The 13,512-nt window shown below is 63.6% G+C and carries 13 protein-coding genes; 6 read left to right on the plus strand and 7 right to left on the minus strand.

Going from position 1 to position 13,512, the window contains the following annotated elements; translation table 11 throughout:
* Positions 1-41 precede the first annotated feature (41 nt).
* On the plus strand, positions 42-686 hold the full coding sequence (locus MTX19_RS06080; protein ID WP_280982849.1) for a hypothetical protein: 645 nt from the start codon (positions 42-44) through the stop codon (positions 684-686).
* An 86-nt stretch (positions 687-772) separates the two neighbouring features.
* On the opposite strand, the gene MTX19_RS06085 is transcribed toward MTX19_RS06080, so the two are convergent.
* From MTX19_RS06085 to MTX19_RS06105, 5 genes are all read right to left on the minus strand, one after another.
* Complete coding sequence (locus MTX19_RS06085) at positions 773-1,258, minus strand: ATP F0F1 synthase subunit B (RefSeq protein WP_280982850.1); 486 nt, start codon at positions 1,256-1,258, stop codon at positions 773-775.
* A gap of 4 nt (positions 1,259-1,262) precedes the next feature.
* Positions 1,263-1,829 carry a F0F1 ATP synthase subunit B gene (locus MTX19_RS06090; protein WP_280982851.1) on the minus strand — a complete coding sequence of 189 codons (567 nt, stop codon included), beginning with the start codon at positions 1,827-1,829 and terminating at the stop codon, positions 1,263-1,265.
* 57 nt (positions 1,830-1,886) lie between these two features.
* Positions 1,887-2,117 carry a F0F1 ATP synthase subunit C gene (locus MTX19_RS06095; RefSeq protein WP_016847054.1) on the minus strand — a complete coding sequence of 77 codons (231 nt, stop codon included), beginning with the start codon at positions 2,115-2,117 and terminating at the stop codon, positions 1,887-1,889.
* A 56-nt stretch (positions 2,118-2,173) separates the two neighbouring features.
* The gene (locus tag MTX19_RS06100; RefSeq protein WP_280973977.1) at positions 2,174-2,923 is read right to left on the minus strand and encodes a F0F1 ATP synthase subunit A; all 750 of its coding nucleotides are present in this window, start codon (positions 2,921-2,923) and stop codon (positions 2,174-2,176) included.
* A gap of 72 nt (positions 2,924-2,995) precedes the next feature.
* Positions 2,996-3,367 (minus strand): AtpZ/AtpI family protein, encoded by a 372-nt coding sequence (locus MTX19_RS06105; RefSeq protein WP_280973976.1) that lies wholly within the window; start codon positions 3,365-3,367, stop codon positions 2,996-2,998.
* 275 nt (positions 3,368-3,642) lie between these two features.
* Between MTX19_RS06105 and MTX19_RS06110 the strand changes: the two genes are divergently transcribed.
* The 3 genes from MTX19_RS06110 to MTX19_RS06120 all read left to right on the plus strand — a co-directional run bounded on the left by MTX19_RS06110 (position 3,643) and on the right by MTX19_RS06120 (position 5,392).
* Positions 3,643-4,272 (plus strand): 2-hydroxychromene-2-carboxylate isomerase, encoded by a 630-nt coding sequence (locus MTX19_RS06110; RefSeq protein WP_280973975.1) that lies wholly within the window; start codon positions 3,643-3,645, stop codon positions 4,270-4,272.
* A 76-nt stretch (positions 4,273-4,348) separates the two neighbouring features.
* Positions 4,349-4,870, plus strand: a complete 522-nt coding sequence (locus MTX19_RS06115) for a hypothetical protein (RefSeq protein ID WP_280982852.1) — start codon at positions 4,349-4,351, stop codon at positions 4,868-4,870.
* Between the two features lie 45 nt (positions 4,871-4,915).
* Positions 4,916-5,392: a secondary thiamine-phosphate synthase enzyme YjbQ gene (locus MTX19_RS06120; protein WP_280982853.1), complete on the plus strand. Its 477-nt coding sequence runs from the start codon at positions 4,916-4,918 to the stop codon at positions 5,390-5,392.
* An 89-nt stretch (positions 5,393-5,481) separates the two neighbouring features.
* Here MTX19_RS06120 and MTX19_RS06125 read toward each other — a convergent pair whose 3' ends face one another.
* Entirely contained in the window at positions 5,482-7,110 is a 1,629-nt protein-coding gene (locus tag MTX19_RS06125; protein ID WP_280984705.1) for an MFS transporter, read from the minus strand.
* Positions 7,111-7,421: 311 nt separating this feature from the next.
* Between MTX19_RS06125 and MTX19_RS06130 the strand changes: the two genes are divergently transcribed.
* Both MTX19_RS06130 and MTX19_RS06135 read left to right on the plus strand, forming a co-directional pair.
* The gene (locus tag MTX19_RS06130; protein ID WP_280982854.1) at positions 7,422-8,096 is read left to right on the plus strand and encodes a response regulator transcription factor; all 675 of its coding nucleotides are present in this window, start codon (positions 7,422-7,424) and stop codon (positions 8,094-8,096) included.
* Positions 8,097-8,290: 194 nt separating this feature from the next.
* Positions 8,291-9,469 (plus strand): YncE family protein, encoded by a 1,179-nt coding sequence (locus MTX19_RS06135; RefSeq protein ID WP_280982855.1) that lies wholly within the window; start codon positions 8,291-8,293, stop codon positions 9,467-9,469.
* Between the two features lie 499 nt (positions 9,470-9,968).
* On the opposite strand, the gene MTX19_RS06140 is transcribed toward MTX19_RS06135, so the two are convergent.
* Positions 9,969-13,478 carry a hybrid sensor histidine kinase/response regulator gene (locus tag MTX19_RS06140; protein WP_280982856.1) on the minus strand — a complete coding sequence of 1,170 codons (3,510 nt, stop codon included), beginning with the start codon at positions 13,476-13,478 and terminating at the stop codon, positions 9,969-9,971.
* Positions 13,479-13,512: the final 34 nt, after the last annotated feature.

Here is a 13,512-nt window from a genome sequence, read left to right on the forward strand (position 1 = left end):
CCGCGCAATAGGAACCTCGGTTGGAGGCATTGAGGATATCGATGGGTGACAGGGTGATCAGGCTCGCGATCGCGGCGGCGGTATCGATTGGTCTCGGTGTAACCCTGCTGCCCCCGGCGGCGTCGGCGCAGTCCCTGAGCGACCGCTTCAAGAGCCTGTTCGGCGGCGGCTCGTCGGACTCCAAGCCGGCCACGCCCGCCGCACCGCCCGCGCTCAATGAAAACGATGCCGAGCTGACCTGCCCGCCGGTCCAGATTCGCTCCGGCGCCTCCACCTATGCGGTGGCCGCGCCCGGCAAGCAGCCGATTGGCAACGACATCAAGTTCCTGGCCTCGATCTCGCGCATGGCGCGGCAGTGCAGCCTGGACAATGGTCAGATCACCGCGAAGATCGGTATCCAGGGGCGGGTGATCGTCGGACCTTCGGGCGCGCCGCCGACCGTCGAGGTGCCGCTGCGCGTCGCCGTGGTGCAAGGCGGCGTCGGCGAGAAGACGATCATGACCAAGGCCTACACGACCACGGTCCAGATCGACGAGACCGGCAGCGTGCCGTTCAGCCTGGTTGCGGAGGATGTCGTCTATCCGGCGCCGTCGCCTGCGGACAACGACAACTACGTCTTCTATATCGGCTTCGACCCGCAGGCCTTGAAGCCGGAGCCCAAGCCCCGCGGCCACAAGAAGAGATAGGGCGCCGCGGCCGAGAGCTGATCGCGCAAACAAAAAAGCCGGCGCGAGATGATCGCGCCGGCTGTTTGTCGTGGATCGGGGCGGCTTCAGTTCAGCTTGGAGCGGACTTCCGCGATGCCCTTGCTGACGAGGTCGTCGGCGACCGAGCCCTTGACCGACTGCGACAGGATGGTCGAGGCGGCGGTGACCGCAGCGTTCGCTGCGGCGGCGCGGACATCGGCCAGGGCCTGGGCCTCGGCCTGGGCGATCTTGTTCTCGGCGGTCTTGGTCCGCCGCGCAACAAAATCTTCCATCTTGGTCTTGGCCTCGGCCGCGATTCGCTCGGCTTCGGCCTTGGCGCTGGCGATGATCTCCTCGGCCTCGCGCTCCGCGCTGGTCCGGCGGGCCTTGTACTCGCCGAGCAGCTTGGCGGCCTCCTCCTTCAGACGGCGGGCGTCTTCGAGCTCGGCCTTGATGCGTTCGGCGCGGTGGTCGAGCGCCGTCAGCAGTGTGCGATGGACACCGAAATAGCCGAACACGATCATCATGATGACGAACGCGACCGCAACCCAGGTTTCCGGTTCGTAGAGCATCGGTCTATCCCTTCAGCGAAGCGTCGACGGCGCTGTTGACCGCATTCGCGTCCGGCGTCACGCCGGCCAGCCGCTGGACGATGGCGCCTGCCGCATCCGCCGCAATCCCGCGGACGTTGCTCATGGCGCTCGCCCGGGTTGCCGCGATCTGCTTCTCGGCGTCGGCAAGCTTCACCGCCAGTTTGCCTTCCAGCGCCTTGCGTTCGGCTTCGGAGGCCGCGCTCAGCTTCTCGCGGGTCTCGTTGCCGATCGCCTGCGCGCGGGCGCGGGCGTTGGCCAGTTCGCTCTCATAGGCCTTCAACGCAGCGTCGGACTCGTCCTTCAGCTTCTGCGCCGCGGCCAGGTCGCCCTCGATCTTGTTCTGGCGTGCATCGATCGTCCCGCCAACGCGCGGCAGGGCGATACGCGACACGATCAGATAGAGCGCGACGAATGCAATCGCCAGCGACACCAACTGCGAGGGGAAATTGGAGGTATCGAAGGGCGGAAAAGCTCCGCCGTGATGTCCGCCATCGGCCTCGGTGTGGGCGCCGGCATTCTGGCCTTTTGCCTCGCCATGACTCTCAGCCATGGTGTTCTCCTGTAGCTGTCATGCGCGCCGCCCGAAGGCGGCGCGAAGGGGTGCCGCTCAGAGCGGAACGAACAGCAGAAGCAGCGCGATCAGCAGCGAGAAGATGCCGAGCGCTTCGGTCACGGCGAAGCCGAAGATCAGGTTGCCGAACTGGCCCTGCGCGGCCGACGGGTTGCGGACAGCAGCGGCGAGGTAGTTGCCGAAGATGATGCCCACACCGACGCCCGCACCGCCCATGCCGATGCACGCGATGCCCGCGCCGATAAGTTTAGCTGCTGCCGGTTCCATTTGTAGCTCCTTGAGGAAAGATAGACAGATTGGTGGGTGGAGATTCCCCGGACCGCTTAGTGTCCCGGATGAATGGCGTCGTTGAGGTAGATGACGGTCAGGATCGCGAACACGTAGGCCTGCAGGAACGCGACCAGGATTTCGAGGGCGTACAGCGCAATCGTGAGTGCGAGCGGCAGCACGCCGCCGACCCAGCCGAGCGCGCCCAGCGAGAAGCCGAGCATCGCGACGAAGCCCGCGAACACCTTCAACGCGATGTGGCCGGCCAGCATGTTGGCGAACAGTCGCACGCTGTGCGAGACCGGGCGCAGGAAGAACGACAGGACCTCGATGAATATGACCAGCGGCAGGATGTAGATCGGGATGCCGGAGGGAACGAAGATCTTGAAGAATTTCAGGCCGTTCTTGTAGAGGCCGTAGATCAGGACCGTGAGGAACACCATGATCGCCAGCGCAAAGGTGACGATCAGGTGGCTCGCGACCGTGAAGCTGTAGGGGATGATGCCGACCAGGTTCGAGACGCAGAGGAACATGAAGATCGAGAAGATCAGCGGGAAGAACTTCATGCCTTCCGCGCCGGCATTGCCGCGGATGGTCGAGGCGACGAATTCGTAGGAAATTTCGGCGATCGACTGCAGCCGTCCCGGAACCATCTCGCGGCCGGTTGCCAGCATCAGCAGCACGGTCAAGAGAACCGCGATGAACATAAAGAGGGACGAATTGGTGAAGGCGATCGCGTGATTGCCGATGTGGCCGAGCGTGAAGAGGGGCTCGATGTTGAACTGATGGATCGGGTCGATTTTCATCCGCGCGGCTCTTGGTCCACCGGCCATCCTGCCGGTTATCGAATTTCAAATGTCATGACTTCCCGCCAGCGCTCAACGCTTGCCCGAGGCCACGCCCGCAGACCTCACCACGTTGACCACGCCGGCGACGAAGCCGAGCAGCATGAACACGATGAAGCCGAATGGCGATGTCGACAGCCAATGGTCGATTCCCCAGCCAATCGCCGCCCCGACGACAACGCCCGCGATCAGCTCCGAGGAAAGACGAAAACCGAGCGCCATCGCCGAAGCTCTGGCCGCACTGTCCCCGCCTTCAGTACCGGATTGATCAGTCTTGCTCTTCCGGCTGTCACGAATTTCAGACAACCGTTGATCGAGACTTCCGAGCCTTGCGGAAAGCGCAGCTTCGTCGGGAGGCGATTGATCGCGATTTCCATTTGCGCCGTGGTTAGTGTTCTCAGCCATGCTGCAAACACTAACCGATGCCGCGGATGATGGAAATTGCGCCCGTCCCCGTCAAAAGCCGCGCGGACCATACTTACCGCGTCTAATCAAGTCAAGATTGCGTCGTCACGGGTTATTGCTTTGATTTCACTGGATTTATTGGAAGATATTCACGGTCAGAGTGACGCAGTGATCGCAGCGCAACAGCTTGTATGCAATGAAACGATCTTGTGCCGGTTTCGCCGCTCTGTTGGGATGGCCGAAACTCTCCTCCTCGTTCGCCGCCGGGAATCCGCATGCCACGCCAGATCGACTACTACTTCTCGCTGCAATCGCCGTGGGCCTATATCGGCCATCGGCCGTTCGTTGAGCTCGTAAGTGCCTATAATCTCAAGGTAAATTATCGGCCAGTCTTGCTGATCGACCTGTTCTCGGAGACCGGCGGGCTGCCGCTCGCCCAGCGCCATCCGGTTCGCCAGCGCTACCGGATGATCGAGCTGCAGCGCTGGCGCGACAAGCGCGGGCTGAATTTCCATCTGCAGCCGGCGAACTGGCCGTTCAATCCACGCCTGGCCGATGGCGTCGTGATCGCGGCGCTCGAAGTTGGCCTTGATCCCCAACCTTATCTGCAGAGGGCCTATCCCGCCGTCTGGGAGCTCCAGCTCAATCTCGCCGATCCTGCGACTCTGGTGAAACTCGCCGATGATGCCGGCCTGCCCGGCCAACAGCTCGTGGAGCGTGCCGGCACGGAGGCGATCAGCGCGGCCTATGAGCAGAATCGGCAGGATGCGCTGAGCGCCGATGTCTTCGGCTCGCCGGGCTATGTGCTCGACGGCGAAGTGTTCTGGGGGCAGGACCGGATCGAATTGCTCGAAGACGCGTTGAAGTCAGGCCGCAGGCCCTATAGCTCAAACGTTGAGGCATGATCCGCAAGAATGGGCTCCGGTTTTTCGAAAGGACCATGCCAAAGGACCGCAGGATCAGGTTGAGGCGGAGCAAGCCATGCCCATAGCGACGTCTTCCTGGAAATTATCCATCGCGATTGCGTCTGCCGCATTGCTCCTCGGCAGCGCGGCGGCTGCGCAGCCGGCTGCGGCGCCCGACACCGAGAACGGCCGCTACGCGCTGTCTCCGGCGGCTGACGGCTTCCTGCGGCTCGACACGCGCACCGGTGCGGTGTCGACCTGCACCAATTCCAGCGACGGCTGGGCCTGCTATGCGGTGCCGGACGAGCGCGCCGCGATGGATGCCGAAATCGGGCGGCTGCAGGCCGACAATGAGAAACTGAAGGCCGAGCTAGCGGCGCGCGAACCGACCACATCGGGCAAGACCGACGAGGCGTTGCCGAAGTCGGACTCGCAGAAGGCGGAGCCGAAGACGGCCGAGGGCGAGCGCAAGATCGAGATTCCGCTGCCGAGCGATCGCGACATGGATCGCGTGATGTCGTTCCTGGAGCGCGCATGGCGGAGGCTGATCGAGATGGCCAACCGCGTGCAGCGCGACGCCAACGGCGGCAAGATTTGACGCGCCGTCTTCGCGGCTTCGGGACGACGGATTGAAGGAGTGCCGATGACCCCCTCAAAAGTGGCCACGCGTTCGACGCCATCTGCCGTCGCCGCGACAAGCATCGTCTCGTCGCGTCTGACGGTCGAGACGTCGCGCCCGGGCTTCACGGATATTACGACGGAGGTGGCCAAATTCCTGCGCGAGGCGCACGCCGGCGAGGGCGCGTTGACGCTGTTCATCCGTCACACCTCGGCGTCGCTGACGATCCAGGAGAACGCCGATCCCACCGTGCTGACCGATCTGATGACGGCGCTTGATCGCGCCGCACCCGAAGACGGCGGCTGGCGTCACGACACCGAAGGTCCCGACGACATGCCGGCGCACATCAAGACGTTGCTGACGGGTACCTCGCTGCAAATCCCCGTGCTCGATGGCGAGATGGCGCTCGGCACCTGGCAGGGTATCTATTTGATCGAGCACCGCGCGCGCCCGCACCGGCGCGAGATCGTCCTGCAGTTCATCGGCGCCACACGTGCATGATGCCGCTAGACCGCGACGCATCGCGCCGCAAATGACATCGGCCGCGGATTGCTCCGCGGCCGATGCGTTTGGATCGTGACGTCGATCGATCAGGTCTTGGTGATGTCGACGTCCTTGGTCTCGGGCAGGAACAGGAAGCCGATCACAAGGCTCATCAGAGCGACGCCGACCGGATACCAGAGACCGGAATAGATATTACCGGTCGCCGCCGCGATCGCGAACGCAGTGGCCGGCAGGAAGCCGCCGAACCAGCCGTTGCCAATGTGGTACGGCAGCGACATGCCGCTGTAGCGGATACGGCTCGGGAACAGCTCGACCAGCCAGGCTGCGATCGGCGCGTAGACCAATGTCACGTAGATCACGAGAATCCAGAGCAGAACCGTGGTCATGACGTAGTTGATCTCGTTTGGATCCGCCGAAGCCGGATAGCCGTGCGCCTTGATCGCCGCCGGCAGGGTCTTGGCGAAGTCGGGACTGTCCGCCGCGAGAACTTGATCGCCGATCTTGATCTTTGCCTTGGTGCCGGCCGCGGCAGCTTCATTGTTGTAATTCACCGAGAGGTTGACCAACGCCGACTTGGCGACGTCGCAGCTGGTCGTGAACTTTTCCGTACCGGTTGCCTTGAACTGGAAGGAGCATTCATTCGGATCGGCGATGACCGTCACCGGCGAAGAGGCGAGGGCCTGTTCCAGCTTCGGATTGGCGAAATGGGTGATCGCCTTGAAGATCGGGAAGTAGGTCAGCGCCGCGAGCAGGAAGCCAGCCAGGATAATCGGCTTTCGGCCGATCTTGTCGGAGAGCCAGCCGAACAGAACAAAGCCCGGCGTGCCCAGCGCCAACGCGACCACGATCATGATTTGCGCGGGAACGGCAGGCACCTTGATGGTCTGGGTCAGGAAGAACAGCGCATAGAACTGTCCGCCGTACCACACCACGGCTTCACCAGCGGTGGCGCCGAGCAGCGCGAAGATCGCGACCTTGGCATTGGACCATTCGCCGAAGGCCTCGGTCAGCGGTCGCCTCGAGGTCTTGCCTTCCTCCTTCATGCGCTGGAACACCGGCGACTCGTTCAGGCTCAACCGGATCCAGATCGACACGACCAGCAGGATGCCGGACAACAGGAACGGCACGCGCCAGCCCCAATCGCCAAACGGCCCTTCGCCCATCCACGAGCGGATGCCTAGGATGAGCAACAGCGCGAGGAACAGACCGAGGGTCGCGGTTGTCTGGATCCAGGACGTATAGTAGCCCCGCTTACCCGCCGGAGCGTGTTCGGCAACGTAGGTTGCCGCGCCGCCATACTCACCGCCGAGCGCGAGACCCTGAACGAGGCGAAGCGCAATCAGGACGATCGGAGCCGCGATACCCCAGGTGGCGTAGCCGGGGAGCAAGCCGATGAAGAACGTGCCGACGCCCATAAGGGTCATCGTGACGAGGAACGTGTACTTGCGGCCGATCATGTCGCCGAGACGGCCGAAAATCAGCGCACCAAACGGGCGAACGGCGAAACCCGCCGCGAAAGCGAGCAACGCGAAGATGAACCCGACATTCGGAGGCACGTTCGAGAAGAAGTATTTCGCCAGGAACGCGCCGAGAGTTCCGTAGATGTAGAAGTCGTACCATTCAAATACGGTGCCGAGCGAGGAAGCGAAAATGACCTTCCTTTCCTCGGCGGTCATCCCACCCGTACGGGCGCTTCCGCCCGCGGTTGCAGCCATCGTCATTCGTTTGCTCCCCAGTGCTTATACGATCCTTTCCCACACGCCCGGCCGTGCCGGATCGAATATGGGGGACTAGGCTTGAAGGTAACATCGCAGTGAAACCCGCCCAAATAAGACTTTTGGCTTTTGCACGCCTACGTCTTATCTTCCGGATAATGAATGGGATGAAACGCTGCCGCATCTATTGCAGCGCACAAGCTCGACGGGTTAACCGCGTTGGCATCTGGCATTATCGAGCACTTGCGTGATACTGCCGCGCGGGAGACAAGAGGTGCGCGGGTTGGCCAACACCCGCTTATGGGATTGAGATGACTGCTGTTGCCAATTCTCATCTTGTCATCGCCGACGACCATCCGCTGTTCCGCGATGCGTTGCGTCAGGCGGTGTCGAGTGTCGTGAGTTCGGCCACGATCAGCGAGGCCGGATCGTTCGAGGATCTGACCGCGCTCCTGGAGCGCGACTCCGACGTCGACCTGATCCTGCTCGATCTGACGATGCCGGGGATCAGCGGCTTCTCCGGCCTGATCTATCTGCGGGCGCAATATCCGGCGATCCCGGTGGTGATCGTTTCCGCCAGCGACGATGCCGGAACCATTCGCCGTTCGCTCGATTTCGGCGCCTCCGGTTTCATCCCCAAGCGCTTCGGCGTCGAGACGCTGCGTGACGCCATCATGAAGGTGATGGAGGGCGACGTCTGGGTTCCGCCGGACACTGACCTCTCCGCGGCCGGCGATCCCGACATGACGCGGCTGCGCGACCGCCTGGTGACGCTGACCCCGCAACAGGTGCGGGTGCTGATGATGTTGTCGGAGGGGTTGCTGAACAAGCAGATCGCCTACGAACTCGGGGTCTCCGAGGCGACCATCAAGGCGCACGTCTCGGCCATTCTGCAGAAGCTCGGCGTCGAAAGCCGGACGCAAGCCGTGATCGCCGCCGCCAAGATCGCCGGCGGCCAGTGGCGCCAGGGCACGCCGACGACGTAGTCCCGAGCAACTCCAGCTGTGAATGCCGGGCTCGAACCACGGCATTGCGAGCTAATGAGTGGCGCGAATGCGCGCCCGATGGCGGGCGTCCGCGAAGCCATCCAGCTCTCCACTCAAAGTGCGCATCGGTCGAAAACCGAGTATCCTGCCCGGCATCGGCCCGTGAGAGGCCGTGTGCTTTTGGGGAGAACGCCATGATCTCTGCAACTCGTGTCGCCGGATTGTCTCTGGCTGCGGCAATCCTTCTCGGTGCCGGCTCTTTCAACTGCGCTCACGCCAAACCGCTGATGATCGTCGGCCTCGACGAGAAGCTGTTGTGGGACGACGACGGCAAGCCGGTGCTGTCAGCGCCCGGCAAGGATCAAGTGCTGATCGTCGATCTCGCCGATCCCGAGAACCCGAAGATTGCGGCTTCTCTCCCATTGAAGAACTCGGTGGTCGGCCCCCCGGTCAACGTCGCTATCGATCCGACCGGGACAGTGGCGCTGGTCGCGGACTCGGTCGACGTAGTGAGGCAAGGCGACGCTCTGAAGCAGGTGCCGGACAACAAGATCTATGTGATCGATCTCAAGGCGACTCCGCCCAAGCTGGCAGCGACCATTACCGGCGGAAAGCAGCCATCGGGGTTGAGCTTCAGTCCCGATGGCAAGATGGCATTGGTTGCCAACCGCGGGGACAATTCGATCAGCGTACTTTCGGTCAGCGGCACTGACGTCAAGATCACCGACACGATACCGATGCCTGACAGTGTCGCGCATGTCGCGTTCGCGCCAGACGGCAAGCGCGCGCTGGTCGCGCGTTTTCCCGCGCACAAGATATCGGTGCTCGATATCACCGGCGACAAAGTCACCTACACCAAGATAGACCTGCCGGCCGGCCAATGGCCTTACAACGTCGCAGTGACCCCGAACAGCAAGATCGCGTTGACCTCGGACAATGGCAACGCAGGCGCGTCGGACGGTAGCGTCGACACGACCAGCGTCATCGATCTCGAAGCGAAGCCGCCGCGCATCATCGATCGCGTGGTGGTCGGCGATGGACCGGAGGGGCTTGCCGTCAGCCCGAAGGGGGATCTCGCAGTCTCGGTGATCCTGCGCGGCTCGAACATGAAGAATGCGTTCTTCCATGAGAAGAACGGCAGCGTCTCGGTCCTGAAGATCGACGGCAAGAAAGTGACCAAGATCCGAGATATCGAAGTCGGCGGACTGCCTGAGGCTGCGGCCTTCACGCCCGACGGAAAATACATCCTGGTCGGGAACTACCTCAACCAGGACTTCTCAATCCTCAAGGTCGACGGAACAAACGTCATCGACACAGGCAAGCGCTTTCAAGTGCCAGGGCACCCGGCGTCGGCCAGAATGGGACCGAACTGAACCAGCGCTTGATGATCTTGCGCTGGAGCATGTGATTCTTGGTTGAGTCGGCCCGTCCGCAGGCTCGCTTCACCTCTCCCGCTTGCGGGCAGGACAATCGCATATGACGTCCGCGAACTCTGGGCTGACGTTTCCGTGTGGTCATGGCCGGGCTTGTCCCGGCCATCCACGTCCTTCTTCACACGGAAAAACCAAAGACGTGGATGCCCAGGACAAGCCCGGGCATGACGAGTTTGCGGGGAGACTAACCGAACCGCAGGCACCGGACGCGCAGCATGATCAGCATATACGATTGCCCTGCGCCTGCGGGAGGGAGCGCAGCGCCCTTTGCGGCGCCAATTCAACCTGATCTCATCGCGCTTTAGAGCATGATCCGGAAAAGCGGAAACCGGTTTTCCGAAAAGGTCATGCTCAAACAAAGAGACGAGATCATGATGCGATTCGATCTAATCGCATCACGATCTAGAGCGAGATGCGCGCCCGGATTGCGCCGCTGCGCTCACTCGGCCGCGACCATCTGCTGGGTGCGCCATTGCCCGAGCAGCGCGCGAAGTGAGGCCGGTTTGACCGGCTTGTTCAGCACTGCGATACTCTCCTCGCGCGCCGCGGCGCGCACCGCGGGACTGCGATCGGCGGTGATCAGGATCGCCGGAATGTTGTCGCCGAAGCGGCGGCGGATCTCGCGGATCGCCGCGACGCCGTTACCGCGGTCGAGATGGTAGTCGACCAGCACGCCGGTGACGCGGCCGCCCGCAGCCTCGATCGCGCCGATGGCGGCCTCCGAATCGGTCACCGCGATCACCTCGGCGTCCCACGCCGTCAGTAGCGTCCTCATGCCGTCGAGGATGGCGGGATCGTTCTCGATGCAGACGATCCGCGCGCCGCTCATCGTTGTCTTCGACATCGGCGTGACGCTGGTGACCGCCGCGGTATAGTTGATCGCTGTCGCGATCGGCACGGTAACCGAGAACACCGAGCCGCCGCTCGTATTGGCATCGATCGCGATGCGGTGGTTGAGCACCCGCGCCAGCCGCTCGACGATCGACAATCCAAGGCCAAGGCCGCGCGCGATCCGGGCGCCCTGTTCGAGGCGATGGAACTCCTTGAAGATCTCGCCGCGCTTCTGCACGGGGATTCCGACGCCGGTGTCGTAGATGCCGATCTGGAGCCGATCGCCGCGGCGGCGGCAGCCGACCAGCACGCGGCCGCGCGGGGTATATTTGATCGCGTTGGAGATGAAGTTCTGCAACAGCCGGCGCAGCAGCGAGCGGTCGGATTCGACCGGCAGCGAGCAGGGGACGAAGCGGAGATCGAGGCTCTTGTCGCGGGCGATCGGCGCGAATTCGATCTCCAGCGACCGCATCAGGTCGGCCATCCTGAAGCTCGAGATCGACGGCGTCATGGCGCCGGCATCGAGCCTGGAGATGTCGAGCAGCGCGCCCAGGATGTCCTCGATCGCCTCGAGTGAATCGTCGATGTTCTCGACCAGGCGCGAATCTTCCCCGCCGTTCTGGCGCTCGACCAGGCTCGTCACATAGAGCCGCGCCGCGTTGAGCGGCTGCAGGATGTCGTGGCTGGCGGCGGCGAGGAAGCGTGTCTTGGACGCATTGGCGTCTTCGGCCGCGCTCTTGGCGAGCGCAAGTTCCGAATTCAGCTGGGTCAGCTCTTCGGTGCGGTCGCGCACTCGCTTTTCCAGCGTCGCGTTGGCGCGCTCCAGCGCCTCGGCGGCCTCGAAGCTCGGCGTGACATCGGAGAAGGTGATGACGAGCCCGCCGCCCGGCATGCGATTGGCGCGCACCTCGATCACCAGATGGCGATCGGTGAAGCGTTCCAGATAGGGTTCGCCCTCGGTGGTGTAGGCACGCAGCCGCTGCTCCAGCAGGCCGTCGTTGTTGCCGGCCGCCGGCGGGTTGACCGCCCCCATGCATTCGAGGATCTCCGGCAGCGGGATGCCGAGTTGCACCAGATGCGGCGGCAGCGCCAGCAGCTCGCTGAACTGGCGGTTGGAGCAGATCAACTGCAGGTCGGCGTCGAACACGGCGATGCCCTGGCGCACATGGTTGAGCGCGGTCTGCAGGATCTCGCGATTGAAGTGCAGCGCGGCATGGGAGTCGTCGAGCAGCTTCAGCGCGGCCTTGGCCGATACGGTGCGCCGCTGCAGCAGCAGCGACATCACCAGGCGCGACGACGCCGCGCCGATCGACGAGGCGATCAGCCGCTCGGCATACTGCAACAGCTCGAAGTCTGCCGGCGCCGCCGGTTCGAGCACGCCGTTGCGATCGGCAGCGAAGACGGCGAATGCCTCCCGGGCGCGGTCGGGGCCGAGATACTGCGCCACCGTGCTCTGGATGTCCTGCACCGTCACGGTGCTGCGCCAGCGCCGGAAGGTCGGGGCGATCGGAGCCAGCGCATTGGGCACGAACAAGTCGGCCTGCAGCAGCTCGATCGATGACGGCGCGTGCGCCAGCGAGAACAGGACGTAGGTGAGGATGTTCAGCCCGAGGCTCCACAGCACGCCGTGCAGCAGCGGCGGCAGATCGGCGCCGAACAGCGCCTGCGGCCGCAGCGCTTCGATCCCGAACGGCCCGTGCTGCAGCAGCATCAGGCCCGCGGTGGAGGTTTCGAGGAAGCTCGGCACGAACAGCGTGTAGAGCCACATCGCGAAGCCGACCAGCATGCCGGCCATCGCGCCGCGGGCGGTGGCACGGCGCCAGAACAGGCCGCCGAAGAACGCCGGCGCGAGCTGAGCGATCGCGGCAAAGGACAACAGGCCGATTGCGACAAGCTGGGTGTTGCCGAGCGCGCGATAGTAGAAATAGGCCATCACCATGATGGCGAAGATCGAGAAGCGGCGCGCCTTCAGCAGGAAGTCGCCGAAATCCCTCTGGCCGGCACGGGCATCGTCGCTGCGCGGCAGCACCAGCGGCAGCACGATGTCGTTGGAGACCATGATCGACAGCGCAACGCATTCGACGATCACCATCGCGGTCGCGGCCGACAGGCCGCCGACGAACACGGCGAGACTGAGCAGCGGCGAATTGCCCTCGATCGGCAGCGCCAGCACGAACATGTCGGCGTCGACGGCGCCGAACGGGAACACGATCAGGCCCGCGATCGCGATTGGAATGACGAACACGTTGATCGCGATGAGATAGAGCGGGAACAGCCAGCGCGCCCGGCTGACATCGGCGCTGGTCGAATTCTCCACCACGCTGACATGGAACTGGCGCGGCAGCAGCATGACGGCGACGAAGGACAGCAGCGTCATGATCAGGAAGTTGCCGATCGAGGGCACATATTCGATCGCGCGCACCGCCTCCGGCGTCTTCAGGGCGCGCTCGTAGAGCTCGACCGGCGAGAACATCCAGAAGGTGACGAAGGCGCCGGCGGCAATGAAGGCGACCAGCTTGACGATGGATTCGGCGGCGATCGCCAGGATCAGGCCGTGCTGGTGCTCGGTCGCGTCGGTGTGGCGCGTGCCGAACAAGACCGCGAACACCGCCATTGCGAGCGTCACCATCAGTGCGATGTCGCCGATGATCGGAACCTTGGAGAAGGCCTGGTCCTCGCTCAGGATCGTCTCCAGCGAGGAGGCCATCGCCTTCAGCTGCAGCGCGATATAGGGCACCGAGCCGATGATCGCGATCAGCGCCACCGTCGTGGCCACCGCCTGGCTCTTGCCGTAGCGCGCGGCGATGAAGTCGGCGATCGAGGTGATGTTCTGCGACTTGGCCAGCGCGATCACGCGGCGCAGCAGCGGCGTGAACAGCCCGACCATGATGATCGGGCCGACATAGATCGCGAGGAAGTCGACGCTGGTGCGGGTCGCGAAGCCGACCGAGCCGAAGAAGGTCCAGGAGGTGCAGTAGATCGCGAGCGACAGCGGATAGATCCACTGGCTGGCACGGCCGCGCTCGTCGGGCGACATCCTGTCGCCGCGGCTGGCTACGAAGAACAGCAGTCCGATGTACGCGAACGCCGTGACGATCACGCCCCAGTCGTGCAGCATTGGCTGCTCATCTCCCTTCCCGGCCCGGGAAAGG

It is taken from the genome of Bradyrhizobium sp. ISRA464 (assembly GCF_029910095.1).
Lineage (GTDB): Bacteria > Pseudomonadota > Alphaproteobacteria > Rhizobiales > Xanthobacteraceae > Bradyrhizobium.

What these genes read in the sequence shown, in the direction of transcription:
- MTX19_RS06080 (WP_280982849.1), top strand. Translation starts at nt 42, where the DNA reads ATGGGTGACAGGGTGATCAGGCTCGCGATCGCGGCGGCGGTATCGATT.
- MTX19_RS06085 (WP_280982850.1), bottom strand. Translation starts at nt 1,258, where the DNA reads ATGCTCTACGAACCGGAAACCTGGGTTGCGGTCGCGTTCGTCATCATG.
- MTX19_RS06090 (WP_280982851.1), bottom strand. Translation starts at nt 1,829, where the DNA reads ATGGCTGAGAGTCATGGCGAGGCAAAAGGCCAGAATGCCGGCGCCCAC.
- MTX19_RS06095 (WP_016847054.1), bottom strand. Translation starts at nt 2,117, where the DNA reads ATGGAACCGGCAGCAGCTAAACTTATCGGCGCGGGCATCGCGTGCATC.
- MTX19_RS06100 (WP_280973977.1), bottom strand. Translation starts at nt 2,923, where the DNA reads ATGAAAATCGACCCGATCCATCAGTTCAACATCGAGCCCCTCTTCACG.
- MTX19_RS06105 (WP_280973976.1), bottom strand. Translation starts at nt 3,367, where the DNA reads ATGGCTGAGAACACTAACCACGGCGCAAATGGAAATCGCGATCAATCG.
- MTX19_RS06110 (WP_280973975.1), top strand. Translation starts at nt 3,643, where the DNA reads ATGCCACGCCAGATCGACTACTACTTCTCGCTGCAATCGCCGTGGGCC.
- MTX19_RS06115 (WP_280982852.1), top strand. Translation starts at nt 4,349, where the DNA reads ATGCCCATAGCGACGTCTTCCTGGAAATTATCCATCGCGATTGCGTCT.
- MTX19_RS06120 (WP_280982853.1), top strand. Translation starts at nt 4,916, where the DNA reads ATGACCCCCTCAAAAGTGGCCACGCGTTCGACGCCATCTGCCGTCGCC.
- MTX19_RS06125 (WP_280984705.1), bottom strand. Translation starts at nt 7,110, where the DNA reads ATGGCTGCAACCGCGGGCGGAAGCGCCCGTACGGGTGGGATGACCGCC.
- MTX19_RS06130 (WP_280982854.1), top strand. Translation starts at nt 7,422, where the DNA reads ATGACTGCTGTTGCCAATTCTCATCTTGTCATCGCCGACGACCATCCG.
- MTX19_RS06135 (WP_280982855.1), top strand. Translation starts at nt 8,291, where the DNA reads ATGATCTCTGCAACTCGTGTCGCCGGATTGTCTCTGGCTGCGGCAATC.
- MTX19_RS06140 (WP_280982856.1), bottom strand. Translation starts at nt 13,478, where the DNA reads ATGCTGCACGACTGGGGCGTGATCGTCACGGCGTTCGCGTACATCGGA.